Origin of the sequence: Streptomyces tatrensis (genome assembly GCF_049310065.1) — a bacterium.
In the GTDB taxonomy this organism is placed as follows: Bacteria; Actinomycetota; Actinomycetes; order Streptomycetales; family Streptomycetaceae; genus Streptomyces.
In genome coordinates this window covers 1,752,850-1,768,135 of record NZ_JBMDLB010000011.1, presented here as the reverse complement: position 1 = coordinate 1,768,135, position 15,286 = coordinate 1,752,850, and the positions used below count along the sequence as shown (strand labels likewise).

The following is a 15,286-nucleotide window of genomic DNA, read 5'->3' as shown; positions in this document are numbered from 1 at the left end:
GGAGGGGTTTTCGGGCCGACTTCGGGTGACTTCGCCGGGGCTTCGGGGCAGGCTTGGGGGAGCCCGACTACCCAAACCTGCCGGGCAGGTCCTAGGGTTGCTGTGTGAACGAGCTCGACGTTGTGGGTGTCCGGGTGGAAATGCCCTCGAACCAACCGATCGTGCTCCTGCGTGAAGTGGGAGGCGACCGGTACCTCCCCATCTGGATCGGACCAGGGGAGGCGACCGCCATTGCCTTCGCGCAGCAGGGGATGGCCCCTGCCCGGCCGCTGACGCACGACCTTTTCAAGGACGTGCTGGAAGCGATCGGCGAGGAGCTCACCGAAGTCCGCATCACGGATCTGCGGGAGGGCGTTTTCTACGCGGAGCTGGTCTTCGCCAGCGGAGTCGAGGTGAGCGCGCGGCCCTCCGACGCCATAGCGCTCGCCCTGCGGACCGGGACGCCGATCTACGGCAGCGACGGCGTGCTCGACGACGCCGGAATCGCGATCCCGGACGAGCAGGAGGACGAGGTGGAGAAGTTCCGCGAGTTCCTCGACCAGATCTCGCCAGAGGACTTCGGCACCGGCCCGCAGTGAGGCGCGGGTCGCGCCGTCCTCCCGGATATTTCAGCCCATTCGAGTAGCCTTTCCCCGCAATGGGGTACGGGAAACCACTCTCAGGGTGATTATCACTCGGCGTGCCGAGTGTGGCGATCGTTGACGCACCCCTGGTGACTGCCTACCTTCAAGGTGGCAGGTCAAGGACGGAGGGTCGGCGTGAGAGTCACGGGCGACGGTATGACCGGGGGCATCCCCGCACGGAGTGACGGTGGGCCGTACCCGCTGCACGGTGGTGCGGTGAACTCCGCGCGCCGTCAGCCGGAGCCCGCGCCGGTCGGTTCGGTGGGGCCGGTGGGGCCCCAGGGCGGCGAGTCCGCACCCGAGCAGGTCGGATACCGAGGGCCGACGGCGTGTGCCGCGGCCGGCATCACGTACCGGCAGCTCGACTACTGGGCACGGACCGGGCTGGTGGAGCCCACGGTGCGTCCCGCCTACGGGTCGGGGACGCAGCGCCTCTACAGCTTCCGGGACGTGGTCGTCCTCAAGATCGTGAAGCGCTTCCTGGACACCGGGGTGGCGCTGCAGAACATCCGCACCGCCGTGCAGCACCTGCGCGACCGGGGTTTCTCGGACCTGGAGCGGATGACGCTGATGAGCGACGGCGCCACCGTGTACGAGTGCACCTCGCCGGATCAGGTCGTCAGCCTGCTCCAGGGCGGCCAGGGCATCTTCGGCATCGCCGTGGGCGTGGTCTGGCGCGATGTCGAGAACGCGCTGTCGCAGCTGCACGGGGAGCGCGTGGACACGGGCGAGACGGTGGTCGGGCACAACCCGGCCGATGAGCTGGCCGCCCGGAGGAACCGGGCCGTCTGAGGCGGAGCGCGGGGGCGAAGGCGCGGGGGCTGGGGGGACGGGCCGGGTGGTCCGTCCGGCTCGCCTGGCTCGGGTGCGGGCCGATTGTCAGTGGTGTAGGGCAGCATCGGAGCTGTGAGAGCCGCGCCGACCATCCTGCACCTGGACATGGACGCCTTCTACGCCTCCGTGGAGCAGGCGTCGAAGCCGAGCCTGCGCGGCAAGGCCGTCATCGTCGGCGGGCTCGGGCCGCGCGGGGTCGTGGCCACCGCCTCCTACGAGGCCAGGCGGTTCGGTGTGCATTCGGCCATGCCGATGGCCCAGGCGCGGCGGCTCTGCCCGAACGGCGCGTGCCTGATTCCGCGCTTCAGCCTGTACCGCGAGGTCAGCGACACGGTCATGGCGATGCTCCGGGAGCTGTCCCCCCTCGTGGAGCCGCTGAGCCTGGACGAGGCCTTCGTGGACCTCGAGGCGGGCGGCGTCGCCTTCGACGCCCAGGCCGCGCGGGCCGTCGGCGAGCGGCTGAGGGCCGACATCACCGCCGCGACCGGGCTGAGCGGGTCGGTGGGGCTCGCGGGGTCCAAGATGCTCGCCAAGGTCGCCTCCGAGGAAGCCAAGCCGGCCGGGCTGCTGCTGATCGAGGTCGGCACGGAGCGGGCGCACCTCGCACCCATGTCGGTACGGACCCTGCCCGGGGTGGGGCCGGCCACGGGGGAGCACCTGCGGCGGGCCGGGATCACCACGGTGGGGGAGTTGGCGGAGGCCGGCGAGGACGAACTGGTCCGGATGGTGGGGCGCTCGCACGGGGTCGGGCTGTACCGGATGGCGTTCGGAGTGGACGAGCGGCCGGTGGTCGCCGAGCGCGACGCGAAGTCCGTATCGGTGGAGGACACCTTCGACGTGGACCTGCACGACCGGGTGCGGATCCGCAACGAGGTGCACCGGCTCTCCGACCGGTGCGTGGAGCGGCTGCGCGCGTCGGGGCACTCGGGGCGGACCATCGTGCTCAAGGTTCGGCGGTACGACTTCTCCACGCTGACCCGCTCAGAGACCCTGCGGGGGCCCACGGACGACCCCGCGGTGGTGCGGGAGGCGGCGGCGCGGCTGCTGGAGGCCGTGGACACCACGGGCGGGGTGCGGCTGCTGGGGGTGGGGGTGACGGGGCTGGCGGACTACACGCAGGAGGACCTCTTCGCCTTCGCCGACGCGATGGCTGCGCGGGCGGGTGTGGGGGGTGGCGCGGTGGCCTCCGGGGGCGAGGCGGTTGCCGTTGCCGCTGGGGCGGGGAGGCCGCTTGCCGACGCCGGTGGGGGGCCGGAGGCGCAGGTTCCGGCCTTGGGTGACGGTGCCGGGCAGGGGCTCCGGTCCGGGCAGGAAGAGAGTGCCGGGCAGGGCCGGGGTGGGGCCGCTGCCGCCGGGGTGGGGCTTGGCGGGGGCGCCGGGCAAGGTCAGGCTGCGTGGCAGGACCAGGGGCAGAGCCAGGGACAGGCCCAGGGGGCTGGGGTAGGGCAGCCTGAGGTTGCTGCGCAGGATCAGGTCAGCCAGGAGGGGCGGGGGGCCGGGCACGGGCAGGGCGAGGTCGCCGGGTCGGCACAGGGTGACCAGCAGGGGCAGGGGGCCGTGCAGGGGCTCGGGGGTGCGGGCGGTGCCGACGGTGTGGTTGAGCGGCGGTGGGCGGCCGGGAGCGATGTGCGTCATGCGGAGTACGGACCCGGGTGGGTGCAGGGCAGTGGGGTCGGGCGGGTGACCGTACGGTTCGAGCAGCCCGGATCCGAGCCGGGGCGGGTGCGGACGTTCCTGGTGGACGACCCCGAGCTGGAACCGTCTGATCCGATGCCGCTGGTCGGGGACCCGGCCGTGGGGGTCGGGGGCTCGACGGCTCTGTAGTGAGGCCGGCTGCGGGGTCTCGCCGGGTCGGGGTGTCCGGGTGTCCCGGGGGCTGTTAGCCGCTGCCGCTGCCGCTGCCGCTGCCGCTGCCGCTGCCGCTGCCGCTGCCGCTGCCGCCGAGGGGTTGGGGGTGTCCCCGTGTCGTCCCCGGCGCACGCCTCCAGCCGCTGCGCCCCGCAGCGAGAGCTCTGGGGCCAGGGCCGTGGGGGTCGGCAGCAGCCGCTGCCTGGTACTGGTGCCTGACGCAGGTCCCCGCTGCTTGGTGCCTGCTACCGATCCCGCCGGGTATCACCGGGGGCCGCGTGCACGCACGCTGTTGGGGCCGCCTGGACCGTGGGAGGTGTTGAGTACCCGCTACCCGCTACCCGCTGCCCGCTACCTGCCGGGCCCCCCGGGGTGCCCGCTGCCCGGTGTGCGTCGTCGGGTGACGGTGGCCGTGGGGGCGGCTGGGGCGTGCTGTCTGCGGGCTGGGGGCCGTTGCCGGGGCCCCTGGATGGTGTGGGGGAGTTTTTCGATGGGCGGGGGAGGCGTGGCCCGCTGCCCCGGTTGGGTGGTGGGCAGCGGGTGTGGGGGTCAGGGGGAGTCGGGGGATTTGTGGCCGAAGTCGTGCTGGAAGTCGGACGGGAGGGCCAGGTCCAGGCCGTAGTGGTGGTAGAGCTGCAGCTCCTGTTCGGGGGAGAGGTGGCGGCCGACTCCGAAGTCGGGAGCGTCCTTGATGAGGGAGCGCTCGAAGGGCACGCGCAGGGTGTCGCCCACCATCTCGCTGGGCTCCAGCGGGACGAAGGCGTCCCGGCTGAAGAGTCCGGTGCGTACGGCGGCCCATTCCGGGACGCCCGTGGCGTCGTCGAGGTAGACCTCGTCGACGGTGCCGATCTTGGTGCCATTGCGGTCGAACGCCTTGCGGCCGATCAGGCTGCGGGGATCGATGTCGGTCTGCACGGTCCGGTCCCTCCATTTGGGCGCAACTCCTCCGTAAGCACTACAAAAGTGCATTTCTGGAGAGGGGGCCACTCGAGGGAGGTGCCCAGATCCTCGCTGGTAGGCTGGGTGACGGCTGTTGACCCTGTGCGGGAGAGTCCTCCGAGTGAGTGAGACGGAGGCGCCGAAGGAGCAAATCCTCCCCGGAATCTCTCAGGCATACGTACCGCACGTGGTGAGGCCACTCTGGAAAGCAGGTGTGGGTACCGGGCGCGCAGTGCCGGTCCCTCTCCTCACCGACGGTGAAAGCCGGATCTCGTGGGCGATCCCCGCGCGGCCCGGTGAAGCTCTCAGGTTGTGATGACAGAGGGGGAGGCCGTCCGGGTGCCCGCGCCGTGGTGCCCCTCGCAGGTCGTACGACCAGGAGGCCTCCGTACATGACCGCCAACCGCATTTCGCTCTCCCAGCTGGAGCGAGGCATCCCCTTCGAGCAGCGCCACATCGGCCCGGATGCCGAGGCGCAGGCGAAGATGCTCGCTCAGGTGGGCTACGGCTCCCTCGACGAGCTCACCGCCGCCGCGGTGCCGGATGTGATCAAGACCACTGCCGCGCTGAACCTGCCCGAGGCGCGGACCGAGGCCGAGGTGCTCGCCGAGCTGCGTCAGCTCGCCGACCGCAACCAGGTCCTCTCGTCCATGATCGGGCTGGGCTACTACGGCACCTTCACGCCGCCGGTGATCCTGCGCAACGTCATGGAGAACCCGTCCTGGTACACGGCGTACACGCCCTACCAGCCGGAGATCTCCCAGGGCCGCCTCGAGGCCCTGCTGAACTTCCAGACCGTCGTCGCCGAGCTGACCGGCCTGCCGACCTCCGGTGCCTCCCTGCTCGACGAGGGCACGGCGGCCGCCGAGGCCATGACCCTGGCCCGCCGGGTGGGCAAGGCCAAGGGCAACGTCTTCCTCATCGACGCCGACGCGCTGCCGCAGACCATCGCGGTGATCCAGACCCGTGCCGAGCCGATCGGCATCGAGGTCGTCGTCGCCGATCTGAGCGAGGGGATTCCGGCCGAGATCGCCGAGCGCGGCGTCTACGGCGTGCTGCTCCAGTACCCGGGTGCCTCCGGCGCCGTGCGGGAGATCAAGCCGGTCATCGAGCAGGCGCACGCGCTCGGCGCGATCGTCGCCGTCTCCGCGGACCTGCTCGCCCTGACCCTGCTGACCTCCCCGGGCGAGCTGGGCGCGGACATCGCGGTCGGCACCACTCAGCGCTTCGGCGTCCCGATGGGCTTCGGCGGACCGCACGCCGGCTACATGGCCGTCCAGGCCAAGCACGCCCGCTCGCTGCCCGGCCGCCTCGTCGGCGTGTCCGTGGACGCGGACGGCAACAAGGCCTACCGCCTGGCGCTGCAGACCCGCGAGCAGCACATCCGCCGCGAGAAGGCCACCAGCAACATCTGCACCGCGCAGGTGCTCCTCGCCGTCATGGCCGGCATGTACGCCGTCTACCACGGCCCGGACGGGCTGCGGACGATCGCCCGCCGCACCCACCGCTACGCCGCCCTGCTCGCCGCAGGTCTGACGGCCGGCGGGGTCGAGGTCGTGCACGGCGCCTACTTCGACACCATCACCGCGCGGGTCCCGGGCCGGGCCGCCGAGGTCGTCGCCGCGGCCCGCGAGGGTGGCGTCAACCTCTTCCAGGTCGATGCCGACCTCGTCTCGATGTCCTGTGACGAGACGACCCTGCGCGCCACCGTCGAAGCCGTCTGGACCGCCTTCGGTGTCACGGCGAGCGTCGAGGCGCTGGACGAGAGCACCGCCGACGCGCTGCCCGAGGGCCTGCTGCGCTCGGACGCGTACCTGACCCACCCGGTCTTCCACCAGCACCGGTCCGAGACGGCGATGCTGCGCTACCTGCGCAAGCTCTCGGACAAGGACTACGCGCTGGACCGCGGCATGATCCCGCTGGGCTCCTGCACCATGAAGCTCAACGCGACCACCGAAATGGAGTCGGTCACCTGGCCGGAATTCGGCCAGGTGCACCCGTTCGCCCCGGTCGAGCAGGCCGAGGGGTACCTCACGCTCATCACCGAGCTGGAGGAACGTCTCTGCGAGGTCACCGGCTACGACAAGGTCTCCATTCAGCCGAACGCCGGCTCCCAGGGTGAGCTCGCCGGCCTGCTGGCCGTCCGCGCGTACCACCGGGCGAACGGCAACGAGCAGCGCACCGTCTGTCTCATCCCGTCCTCCGCGCACGGCACCAACGCCGCGAGCGCCGTGATGGCCGGCATGAAGGTGGTCGTGGTCAAGACCGCCGACGACGGCGAGGTGGACGCGGACGACCTGCGCGCCAAGATCGAGCAGTACCGCGACGAGCTCGCCGTGCTGATGATCACGTACCCCTCCACGCACGGTGTGTTCGAGGAGCACGTCGCCGACATCTGCGCCCAGGTGCACGACGCCGGCGGCCAGGTCTACGTGGACGGCGCCAACCTCAACGCCCTGGTGGGCCTGGCCAAGCCGGGTCACTTCGGCGGCGACGTCTCGCACCTGAACCTGCACAAGACCTTCTGCATCCCGCACGGCGGCGGCGGCCCGGGCGTCGGCCCGGTCGGTGTCCGGGCGCACCTTGCCCCGTACCTGCCCAACCACCCGCTCCAGCCGACCGCCGGTCCGGAGACGGGCGTCGGCCCCATCTCGGCCGCTCCGTGGGGCTCGGCGGGCATCCTGCCGATCTCCTGGTCGTACGTGCGTCTGATGGGCGGCGAGGGCCTCAAGCGCGCCACCCAGGTGGCGGTGCTCGGCGCGAACTACATCGCCAAGCGCCTGGAGCCGCACTACCCGGTGCTCTACACCGGCCCGGGCAACCTGGTCGCGCACGAGTGCATCATCGACATGCGCCCCCTGTCGAAGGCGACGGGCGTGAGCATCGACGACATCGCCAAGCGCCTGATCGACTACGGGTTCCACGCGCCGACCATGTCCTTCCCGGTCGCCGGCACCCTCATGATCGAGCCGACGGAGTCCGAGGACCTCGCCGAGATCGACCGCTTCTGCGACGCGATGATCGCCATCCGCGCCGAGATCGAGCGGGTCGCGGGCGGCGAGTGGCCGGTGGACGACAACCCGCTGGCCAACTCCCCGCACACGGCGGCGGCGCTGGGCGGCGAGTGGAACCACCCGTACACCCGCGACGAGGCCGTCTTCCCGGGCGGGGTGTCGGCCGCGGAGAAGTACTGGCCGCCGGTGCGTCGCATCGACGGTGCCTTCGGCGACCGGAACCTGGTGTGCTCCTGCCCGCCGCTGGACGAGTACGACAACTGATCGACAACATGACGAAGTGACATGACGAAGTGACATGACGAAGGGGCCGGTCCGGGAGTTCGCTCCTGGGCCGGCCCCTTTCGTTCGCGTCGTTCGGCTAGGCCGCCTTCATCACCTGCGCCGCCGCGAGCACGCGGTGCGGGGCGATGATCTGGCCGTCCGGCAGCAGCTCACCGGTGTCCTCGAAGAGCAGGACGCCGTTGCACAGCAGGCTCCAGCCCTGTTCCGGGTGAACGGCCACGGGGTGCGCGGCCTCCCGGTCGGCGGAGTCGGCGGACGGGCATGCTGGCTTGTGCTGGCACATGGATGCGTTCTTTCGCTGCGGTGTGGTCTGTGTGCTGCGGCTCGATGCGTTGGTCATGGCCGCCCCCCGTATCAACGACTTGGCTCGGTCAGAGTCCCCAGTGTTCCCCCACGACCTAGTGTCCGGAGGGATTTCCCGGCAGCTGTCCTCATAGATTGATGACGCATCACCCGTGCGGGCGGTTCAGGCCAACTCCCCTGTCATTTCGGGTGGTTCGCTGGGGGCCCGAGTGGGCTAGGCCGAATGGGCAGAACCGGCCAGAGCCGAAGATCAGGCGGCCGGTGCGGCCATGGAGGGCGGTGCCGGGGGCGCCGTCGGCGTGAGCCGATGGGTCAGTACGGGCAGCAGTTCGGACACGGGATGCGGCCGGTAGGCGGCGATGCCGGGCGGGGCGGGCGCCAGCGGGACCAGGAGGTCGGCGGCGGCCGGTAGTCCGGCGGAGGCGTCGGCGCCCACCGATCCGTGCAGCCACAGGGTCAGCATGTACAGCTCCGGTACGGACAGCAGCCGCGGCTGGTAGTTCTTGCCGAGCGATTCGGCCTGGCGCAGCGCCCGTTCGGTGGCGGCGACGTAGGGGCCCTCGAAGAAGTGGGAGAAGGCCCACCCGTCGGGGGTCAGCCGGGTGTCGGCCGCCGCGACGTAGCGGTCCCCGCTGCGGATCAGGAACCGCCAGCCGGTCAGCCGGGTGCGCGGCGGCCTGCCGCCGGCGGTCAGGCCGGAGATGTGCAGCCGGTCCAGGACGTGGACGGGCAGAGGCAGTTCGGCGGTCACCGGCCCCTGGAGGGCGCGCAGGGCCGGGGTGTGTGCCTCGTGGACGGCGGTGGGGGAGCCGAGGGCCGCGAGGACGCTGCGCAGGGCGGGCGCGGGAGCCGGAGGGACGTGCAGCGGCATGGTGGGTCGCCTCTCACTTGGGAGACCTGTGGAACGGGGCGGGTGCGGGGTGCGGACGGCGCTGTCGCATTCTGGGGTCAGAGGGGGGCTGAGGGGCAATGGCCGCGCGCCAACTCTCTGCCTCGCATGCGGAGTTTATCTGACATGTGTTCACGCAGTGTTTCGGCTAGCTGTCCCGCCTATTGCCGACAAGGCGCTTACCGGTCCCTCTGACGTGGCATTCATGCCGGGCGCGCGCAAAAGTTCCGCGCTGACCTCGGAGGTTACCGGATGAGGGCTCGGCTGAAAAGCGTCGGTTATCGATAACCGGCAAGGTCTACACTGTATTTGCGCAGGAGCGCTTGCCAGGTGAATGTGCCAAAGCGCCTGTCGGCCAAACCGGCGCGCGCTCCCCGCCAGTCACGCCCCTTCCGCGTTATCGATCACCGCGCCGGGGCATCATCGACCGTAACGCGCGCCCGGACGGCGGATCCATTCCACGCCGGCCGGGCCCAGTCGAGGAGGGACGCTCCGATGGGGGAGAAGGTCGTGGCGGGCGGATTCGACCTGTCCGATCGGCAACGGTACCGGAGGAAGCTTCACGAGTGCCTGGAGGTACTGGAGCGACTTCTGGAGGAGAAGAGGTTCGATCGCCCCAAGAACATGATGGGGCTGGAGATCGAGTTGAATCTCGCAGGTGCCGACGGGTTGCCGAGAATGGTGAATGCGCAGGTCCTCGAGCGTATTGCGAGCAACGATTTCCAGACCGAACTGGGAATGTTCAACCTGGAGGTGAACGTCCTTCCGCACCGGCTCGGCGGCCGGGTATTCGACCAGCTCGCCGAGGAACTGAGCGCGGGTCTCGGCTATGCCCACCGGCAGGCTCAGGAGGTCGGCGCCGGGGTGGTCATGATCGGCATCCTGCCGACGATCTCCCGCACCGACCTGGTCACCGCCAACCTCTCGGCGGTGGACCGCTACTCCCTGCTCAACGAGCAGATCCTGATGATGCGGGGCGAGGACTTCGTGCTCGACATCGACGGGGTCGAGCGGCTGACCTGGACCTCCGGGTCGATCGTGCCCGAGGCCGCCTGCACCTCCGTACAACTGCACCTGCAGGTGACCCCGGCCCGGTTCGCGGACGTGTGGAACGCGGCCCAGGCGGTGGCGGCCGTGCAGATAGCCGTCGGCGCCAACTCGCCCTTCCTGTTCGGGCGGGAGCTGTGGCGGGAGTCGCGGCCGCCGCTCTTCCAGCAGGCCACCGACACCCGGCCGCCCGAGCTCCAGGCGCAGGGGGTGCGCCCGCGCACCTGGTTCGGCGAGCGGTGGGTGGACTCGGCGTACGAGCTCTTCGCCGAGAACGTCCGCTACTTCCCGGCGCTGCTGCCGATCTGCGACGAGGAGGAGCCGCTGCGGGTGCTCGCCGAGGGCGGGGTGCCGAGCCTGCAGGAGCTGGTGCTGCACAACGGCACCGTCTACCGCTGGAACCGGCCCGTCTACGGGGTCGCCGACGGGGTGCCGCACCTGCGCGTGGAGAACAGGGTCCTGCCCGCCGGGCCGACGGTGGCCGATGTCGTCGCCAACGCGGCCTTCTACTACGGGCTCGTACGGACCCTCGCGGACGAGCAGCGCCCGGTGTGGAGCCGGCTGCCCTTCGCGGAGGCGGAGGCCAACTTCGACGCGGCCTGCCGCTACGGCATCGACGCCCGGCTGCGCTGGCCGCGCCGGGGCCGGGGCGGGGGACTGGCGAGCGTGCCCGCGGTCCGGCTGGTGCTGGAGGAGCTGCTGCCCATGGCGGCCGCGGGGCTGGACGCGTGGGGCATCGAGCCCGCCGACCGGGACCACTACCTCGGCATCATCGAGGAGCGCTGCCGGCGCCGGGTGAACGGAGCCACCTGGCAGGTGGACACGTACCACCGGGCGCTCGCGGACGGCCTGGAGCGGGACGCGGCGCTGGCCGCGACCACGCGCCGCTACAGCGAGCTCAGTCACCACGGCGATCCCGTGCACACCTGGCCGGTGGGTCTGGGGGGTGGCACCGCGGCGGCCGGACCGGCGGGCGCGGGCTGATCCCGGGCTGATCCCGGGCTGATTCCCGGTCCCGGCCGGTCCCGCCCGGTGATCCCCTTGCCCCGTGGAGGAGGCAGTATGGGGTGATCGGGGCGGGACGCCCCGCGAGATGTCGCCGCCGTGATGTCGCAGGAGCGGTGGTGGGACGGGAGACGGGCGTGCGTACGGAGCCGGAACCGGTGGTCGGGGAGCTCGAACTCGGCGAGGGCTCGAAGGATCGCAGGATGCTGCGCTCCGAGACGCTGCTCGTGCTCGCGCTGTCCCTGGGTGCGAGCGGCGTCTCGGCGCTGATCAGCTTCATCGGCTCGCTGACCAAGCCGGGCGGGCTCAAGGACCAGGCCGCCACGCTCAACGGCTCGTACGCCCCCGGGCGGCCCTGGCTGGACCTGGCCTGGCAGCTGTTCGGCATCGCGAGCGCGCTCGTACCCGTCCTGCTCGTCGCGCACCTGCTGACCCGCGAGGGCGCGCCCGGGCTGAAGGTGCTGGGCTTCGACCGCACCCGGCCCTGGTGGGACCTGGGCCGGGGCGCGCTCGTCGCCGCCGGCATCGGCAGCGCGGGACTGGCCTTCTACCTGGGGGCGCGGGCGACCGGCTTCAACCTCACCGTGGTGCCGGAGGCACTGCCCGACGTGTGGTGGAAGTTCCCCGTGCTGATCCTCTCCGCGGTGCAGAACTCCGTGGTGGAGGAGGTCATCGTGCTGGCCTACCTGCTGCGCCGGCTCGACCAGCTCGGCTGGTCGCCGATGGCCGCGCTGATGGCCAGCTCCGTGCTGCGCGGCTCGTACCACCTCTACCAGGGCATCGGCGGATTCATCGGCAACGTGGTGATGGGCGTGGTCTTCGTCCTCGCCTACCGGCGCTGGGGCCGCGTGGGGCCGCTGGTCGTCGCGCACGCGCTGCTCGACATCGTGGCCTTCGGCGGGTACGCCCTGCTGGCGGGCAAGGTGGGCTGGCTGCCCACGCCGTAGGCCCCGGTCCGGTGGGCCTCACCCCGTAGGCCCCCACCCCGTAGGCCCGGCGCCCGGACGCCTACGGTGCGCTGAGCAGCTCGCCGTCGACGACCGTGACCGCGCGCCCGATCAGCAGCGTACGGTCGCCCTGCAGCCGGACCCGGACGAGGCCGGTGCGGGCTCCGCCCTGGAGGCCGACCAGCTCGGTGCGGCCCAGCCGCTCCGCCCAGAAGGGGGCCAGCGCGGTGTGCGCGCTGCCGGTGACCGGGTCCTCGTCGATGCCGACGGCGGGGAAGAAGCCGCGCGAGACGAAGTCGTAGCCGCGGGAGGGGTCCTCGGCCGCCGCGGTCACGATGATCCCGCGCCGGGAGTAGCCGCGCAGGGCGGCATGGTCCGGGGTGAGTTCCCGTACGGTCCGCTCGTCGGCCAGCTCCACCACGAGGTCCCCGATGTGCTCGGAGGTGTCGTGGACCGACTTGGCCGTGGCGCCCAGCGCACGCTCCACGGCGGCCTCGGGCTCGACCTCGGTCAGGGAGGAGGTCGGGAAGTCCATGACCAGGGTCCCGTCCCCGTCGGCCGTGACCTTCAGGATTCCGCAGCGCGCCGCGAAGCGGACCGTCCCGGCCGCGAGGCCGGTGGTGGCCAGGACGTGGGCGGTGGCCAGGGTCGCGTGGCCGCACATGTCGACCTCGGCGGTCGGGGTGAACCAGCGCAGCGCCCAGTCCGCCTCGCCGCCGGGCGGGAGCGGATGGGCGAAGGCGGTCTCGGAGAGGTTGACCTCGGCGGCGACCTGCTGGAGCCAGGCGTCCGGGGGGAACCCGCCGTCGAGGAGCAGGACCCCGGCGGGGTTGCCGCCGAAGGGGCGGTCGGTGAAGGCGTCGACGATTCGGATGCGCATGTCATCGACCGTAGGGACGTGGCGGAGCCGCCCGCAAAGGCCAATCCGGGATGACTGGACTGCTACCGGCGCCGGCCGTCACGCCGGGTGCAGTACGGCCATGGCGATCTCACGCACGCGGTCCATCGTGATTCCGGTGCGCTGCTCGACGGCGAGCGGGTGGTCGGTGGGCTCCAGCTCGATGAGCGGCCCCTTGCCGACCGGCCGCGTGTGGGCGTTGGTCTTCAGGTCGGTGGTGCCCTCGGAGCAGAGCGCGAGCTCGGTGCTGAGCCAGCCGAAGTACGGCTTCTCCGCCTCGCGGCCCTCCGTGTTCCAGACCTCGAGAGCACGGGCGAAGTTCTCCTTGCTCAGAGAGACCCAGACGCCCCACGAGAAGACGTCCTCGCTGCCGATCACAGGTATCTCGATCAGGCCCCTGATGAAGAAGTGCTGGCCCTTGATCACGCACTGGTCGGACGACAGCATGCTGGCCGGATCGCTCTCGAAGCTGGGGTCCCAGGCATCGGGGGCGATGGCCGAGTAGCTCATGGGGAGCTCTGCGTGGTGGTCGCCGCAGCATGAGCAGGTGAAACCGAGATCGTTAGACATGGCGTGAGCCTAGCGACCATCTGCGCCGGGGCTGCCCGGGTCACCGAACACCTGCTGATGTCCCGTCCCACCGAAAGTTGGCCGGTCTCACCGGTCAGGACCGGCCCGACCGGGTCAGGGGGAATCCGTTGCGTCGTCCTCGGCCGGGCCCGGGCCCGGGGCTGCCGTGCTGTCGGCGGCCTGGCCGGCGGCCTGGTCGGCGGCTCGTTCCGCGCGGAGTTCTTCGGCGACGTCGTAGGCCCGGCCCGGGTCGTAGACGGTGACCGAAGTGCCAGGGCTGTACATCGCGTTTGCCCGGGGCGTGTACCGATAGCTTTCGACGCCGCGTTGGGCGGCCATGCCGTCGACCTCGCCGACGGGTACCCGCCACAGCTCGGCGGTGTGGGACGGGGTCCACCACTCGTCCGGACGCAGGAAGTCTCGCTTTACCTCCGTCTGACGCTCCACCGCCACCTGGACCCGGCCGAGTTGCTCGGTCAACCAGCCGGTCAGCTCCTGTGCGTCGAGCCGAGAGAGCGGTGCGGACGTCGCCGGTGCGCATTCCACCGTCTCGCTGCGGGTGTGGAACACCATCTTGATCGACTGTCGCTGCCCCAGGCTGAGTCGCTCGATGACGACGACTCGCTGCAGATCAGCCATCGCCGTGGTCGACGAACGCAGAAAGCGGGCGATCACGACCTGGGCCGGAGTTCCCAGGGGGCGGAGCTCGACCCACCGCACGGTGAGGGAGGCCGTGACGTACAGCATGGCCACGGCGAGCACGATCACTGCGACCACCGTGAGCGCCAGTAGGACCCGGAAACAGCCCCAGAAGAATGAGCTCCCCGAGACCACGGCGGCCACCAGAGCGGCCAGCAGGAGTGGGGATGCGACCACCGGCGGGACCATGATGCTCCCGCCGAGCGCGGTAGCCAGCTCGCGGGCCCTGCTGGGTACGAACAGCAGCCGCCATCCGGCTGTCACGGGTACCACAACTTCCGCAAGCGAGCCGGGATGCCGAGTCTCCATGACTCAAAGGTAGGACCCTGCAAAGGAGTTCGTAAGGCCGCAGCAGCAGGGCGCACTCGCCCGAGGCCAAGGTTCGGTGGGACTGACCGACTGTCCGTTGACAATGAAGTTAGTCGGGTGCGGTGTCCTGACCTGGGGCGACTAGGTTGGATGGCAAACGATCAGACCCGTCTTGGGCTTGTGCGAGGTGGTACCAGTCCTGGGTGGTCGCCCAGGACTGGTAGTCCCGGAAGATTCGGGCGAGGCCGTCCGGCTGCTCTCGTGTGGTGAAGAATTCCCCGATGAGTCGGTGGAGTGTGGTCACCGCCGCGGTGTCGGCGGGTGCGGAGAGCGGGTGAACCCAGCCTCCGGGGGTGAGGTGTCGGACGAGAACGGGCCAGGTCAGGTCATGTCCCTTGCCGAGCCGGACGACGAGCCATTCCTGAAATCCGGTGAGCATGCTCCACGAGCTGCCGGCGTCGAGGCCGAGCAGGAAGGCTGTCGTAGTGGCGTAAGAGCCGTCGAGTCCGTGTCGTGCGGGGTCGCGGCGGATTGCGGTCAGCAGCGCCTGGTAGTGCTTGATCACGTTGCCGTAGAAGGGCAGTTGAGCGGCCGCAAGGAAGTCTCCTGAAGGCTGGCCGGGCTGCCGGGCCAGGGTGTCCGTGCTCCAATGGGGATGGCTGGCCAGGTAGCGGTGGACGGTGGCGTAGGCGGAAGTGACACCGTGTTCGTCCAGCAGCTTCTCCCAGATCACCCTCATGGTGGGGAAACAGCCGGCGTGGGCGGCGGCGTACTCGTCGAGGATGGCGTCGATTGTGGGGCCGATGCGTCCCTTGGCCGGGCCCATGGTGGGAGGCCGTTTCTTTCGGGGTGGAGGCGTGGGCGAGTTCAGGGCCTGGCGGACGGTGGCGGGGCTGACGCGGTGGCGTCTCGCCAGATGTGAGACGGGCAGCCGTTCGACTTCGGCGTCTCGGCGGATCGCCGCGAAGAGCGCGGGTTTGTCCGCGGCCTTCGTGAAGCTGCGCTTGGGCTTCTTGGGATTCGCGGGCTTCTGACGCACCAGATCGGACAGAGCTCGTTCCAGAACGTCTTGCTGT

13 protein-coding genes and 1 riboswitch are annotated in these 15,286 nt (G+C 70.8%); of the genes, 6 read left to right on the top strand and 7 right to left on the bottom strand.

The annotated features are described in order from the left end of the window. Positions 1–104: 104 nt before the first annotated feature. The 3 genes from ACODT5_RS23700 to ACODT5_RS23690 all read left to right on the top strand — a co-directional run bounded on the left by ACODT5_RS23700 (position 105) and on the right by ACODT5_RS23690 (position 3,281). A complete protein-coding gene (locus ACODT5_RS23700) occupies positions 105–578 on the top strand; it encodes a bifunctional nuclease family protein (RefSeq protein ID WP_030009777.1) in 474 nt (157 codons plus the stop codon). 180 nt (positions 579–758) lie between these two features. Beyond that, positions 759–1,415 (top strand): MerR family transcriptional regulator, encoded by a 657-nt coding sequence (locus ACODT5_RS23695; RefSeq protein WP_422521302.1) that lies wholly within the window; start codon positions 759–761, stop codon positions 1,413–1,415. 114 nt (positions 1,416–1,529) lie between these two features. Beyond that, positions 1,530–3,281: a DNA polymerase IV gene (locus tag ACODT5_RS23690; RefSeq protein ID WP_422521301.1), complete on the top strand. Its 1,752-nt coding sequence runs from the start codon at positions 1,530–1,532 to the stop codon at positions 3,279–3,281. A 573-nt stretch (positions 3,282–3,854) separates the two neighbouring features. Here the strand turns inward: ACODT5_RS23690 and ACODT5_RS23685 are convergent. After that, a complete protein-coding gene (locus ACODT5_RS23685; protein WP_422521300.1) occupies positions 3,855–4,220 on the bottom strand; it encodes a PRC-barrel domain-containing protein in 366 nt (121 codons plus the stop codon). 119 nt (positions 4,221–4,339) lie between these two features. Continuing rightward, positions 4,340–4,438: riboswitch (glycine riboswitch) on the top strand. A gap of 198 nt (positions 4,439–4,636) precedes the next feature. On the opposite strand from ACODT5_RS23685, the gene gcvP reads away from it, so the two are divergent. Then, positions 4,637–7,522 (top strand): aminomethyl-transferring glycine dehydrogenase, encoded by a 2,886-nt coding sequence (gene gcvP, locus ACODT5_RS23680; RefSeq protein ID WP_422521299.1) that lies wholly within the window; start codon positions 4,637–4,639, stop codon positions 7,520–7,522. A 97-nt stretch (positions 7,523–7,619) separates the two neighbouring features. Here the strand turns inward: gcvP and ACODT5_RS23675 are convergent, their stop codons facing one another. Together ACODT5_RS23675 and ACODT5_RS23670 are read right to left on the bottom strand one after the other, a co-directional pair. Further along, positions 7,620–7,826 (bottom strand): DUF5999 family protein, encoded by a 207-nt coding sequence (locus ACODT5_RS23675; RefSeq protein WP_422521298.1) that lies wholly within the window; start codon positions 7,824–7,826, stop codon positions 7,620–7,622. A 270-nt stretch (positions 7,827–8,096) separates the two neighbouring features. Continuing rightward, entirely contained in the window at positions 8,097–8,717 is a 621-nt protein-coding gene (locus ACODT5_RS23670; protein WP_422521297.1) for a hypothetical protein, read from the bottom strand. A 513-nt stretch (positions 8,718–9,230) separates the two neighbouring features. Between ACODT5_RS23670 and ACODT5_RS23665 the strand changes: the two genes are divergently transcribed. Both ACODT5_RS23665 and ACODT5_RS23660 read left to right on the top strand, forming a co-directional pair. Next, positions 9,231–10,766 (top strand): glutamate-cysteine ligase family protein, encoded by a 1,536-nt coding sequence (locus tag ACODT5_RS23665; protein WP_422521296.1) that lies wholly within the window; start codon positions 9,231–9,233, stop codon positions 10,764–10,766. Between the two features lie 224 nt (positions 10,767–10,990). Further along, complete coding sequence (locus ACODT5_RS23660) at positions 10,991–11,734, top strand: CPBP family intramembrane glutamic endopeptidase (protein ID WP_385376136.1); 744 nt, start codon at positions 10,991–10,993, stop codon at positions 11,732–11,734. Positions 11,735–11,795: 61 nt separating this feature from the next. On the opposite strand, the gene ACODT5_RS23655 is transcribed toward ACODT5_RS23660, so the two are convergent. The 4 genes from ACODT5_RS23655 to ACODT5_RS23640 all read right to left on the bottom strand — a co-directional run bounded on the left by ACODT5_RS23655 (position 11,796) and on the right by ACODT5_RS23640 (position 15,249). Further along, positions 11,796–12,614 (bottom strand): PhzF family phenazine biosynthesis protein, encoded by an 819-nt coding sequence (locus ACODT5_RS23655; protein WP_422521295.1) that lies wholly within the window; start codon positions 12,612–12,614, stop codon positions 11,796–11,798. A gap of 78 nt (positions 12,615–12,692) precedes the next feature. Further along, positions 12,693–13,202, bottom strand: a complete 510-nt coding sequence (locus ACODT5_RS23650) for a DUF2199 domain-containing protein (protein ID WP_422521294.1) — start codon at positions 13,200–13,202, stop codon at positions 12,693–12,695. Positions 13,203–13,316: 114 nt separating this feature from the next. After that, positions 13,317–14,165: a hypothetical protein gene (locus ACODT5_RS23645; protein WP_422521293.1), complete on the bottom strand. Its 849-nt coding sequence runs from the start codon at positions 14,163–14,165 to the stop codon at positions 13,317–13,319. Positions 14,166–14,319: 154 nt separating this feature from the next. Continuing rightward, on the bottom strand, positions 14,320–15,249 hold the full coding sequence (locus tag ACODT5_RS23640) for a hypothetical protein (protein WP_422517714.1): 930 nt from the start codon (positions 15,247–15,249) through the stop codon (positions 14,320–14,322). Positions 15,250–15,286: the final 37 nt, after the last annotated feature.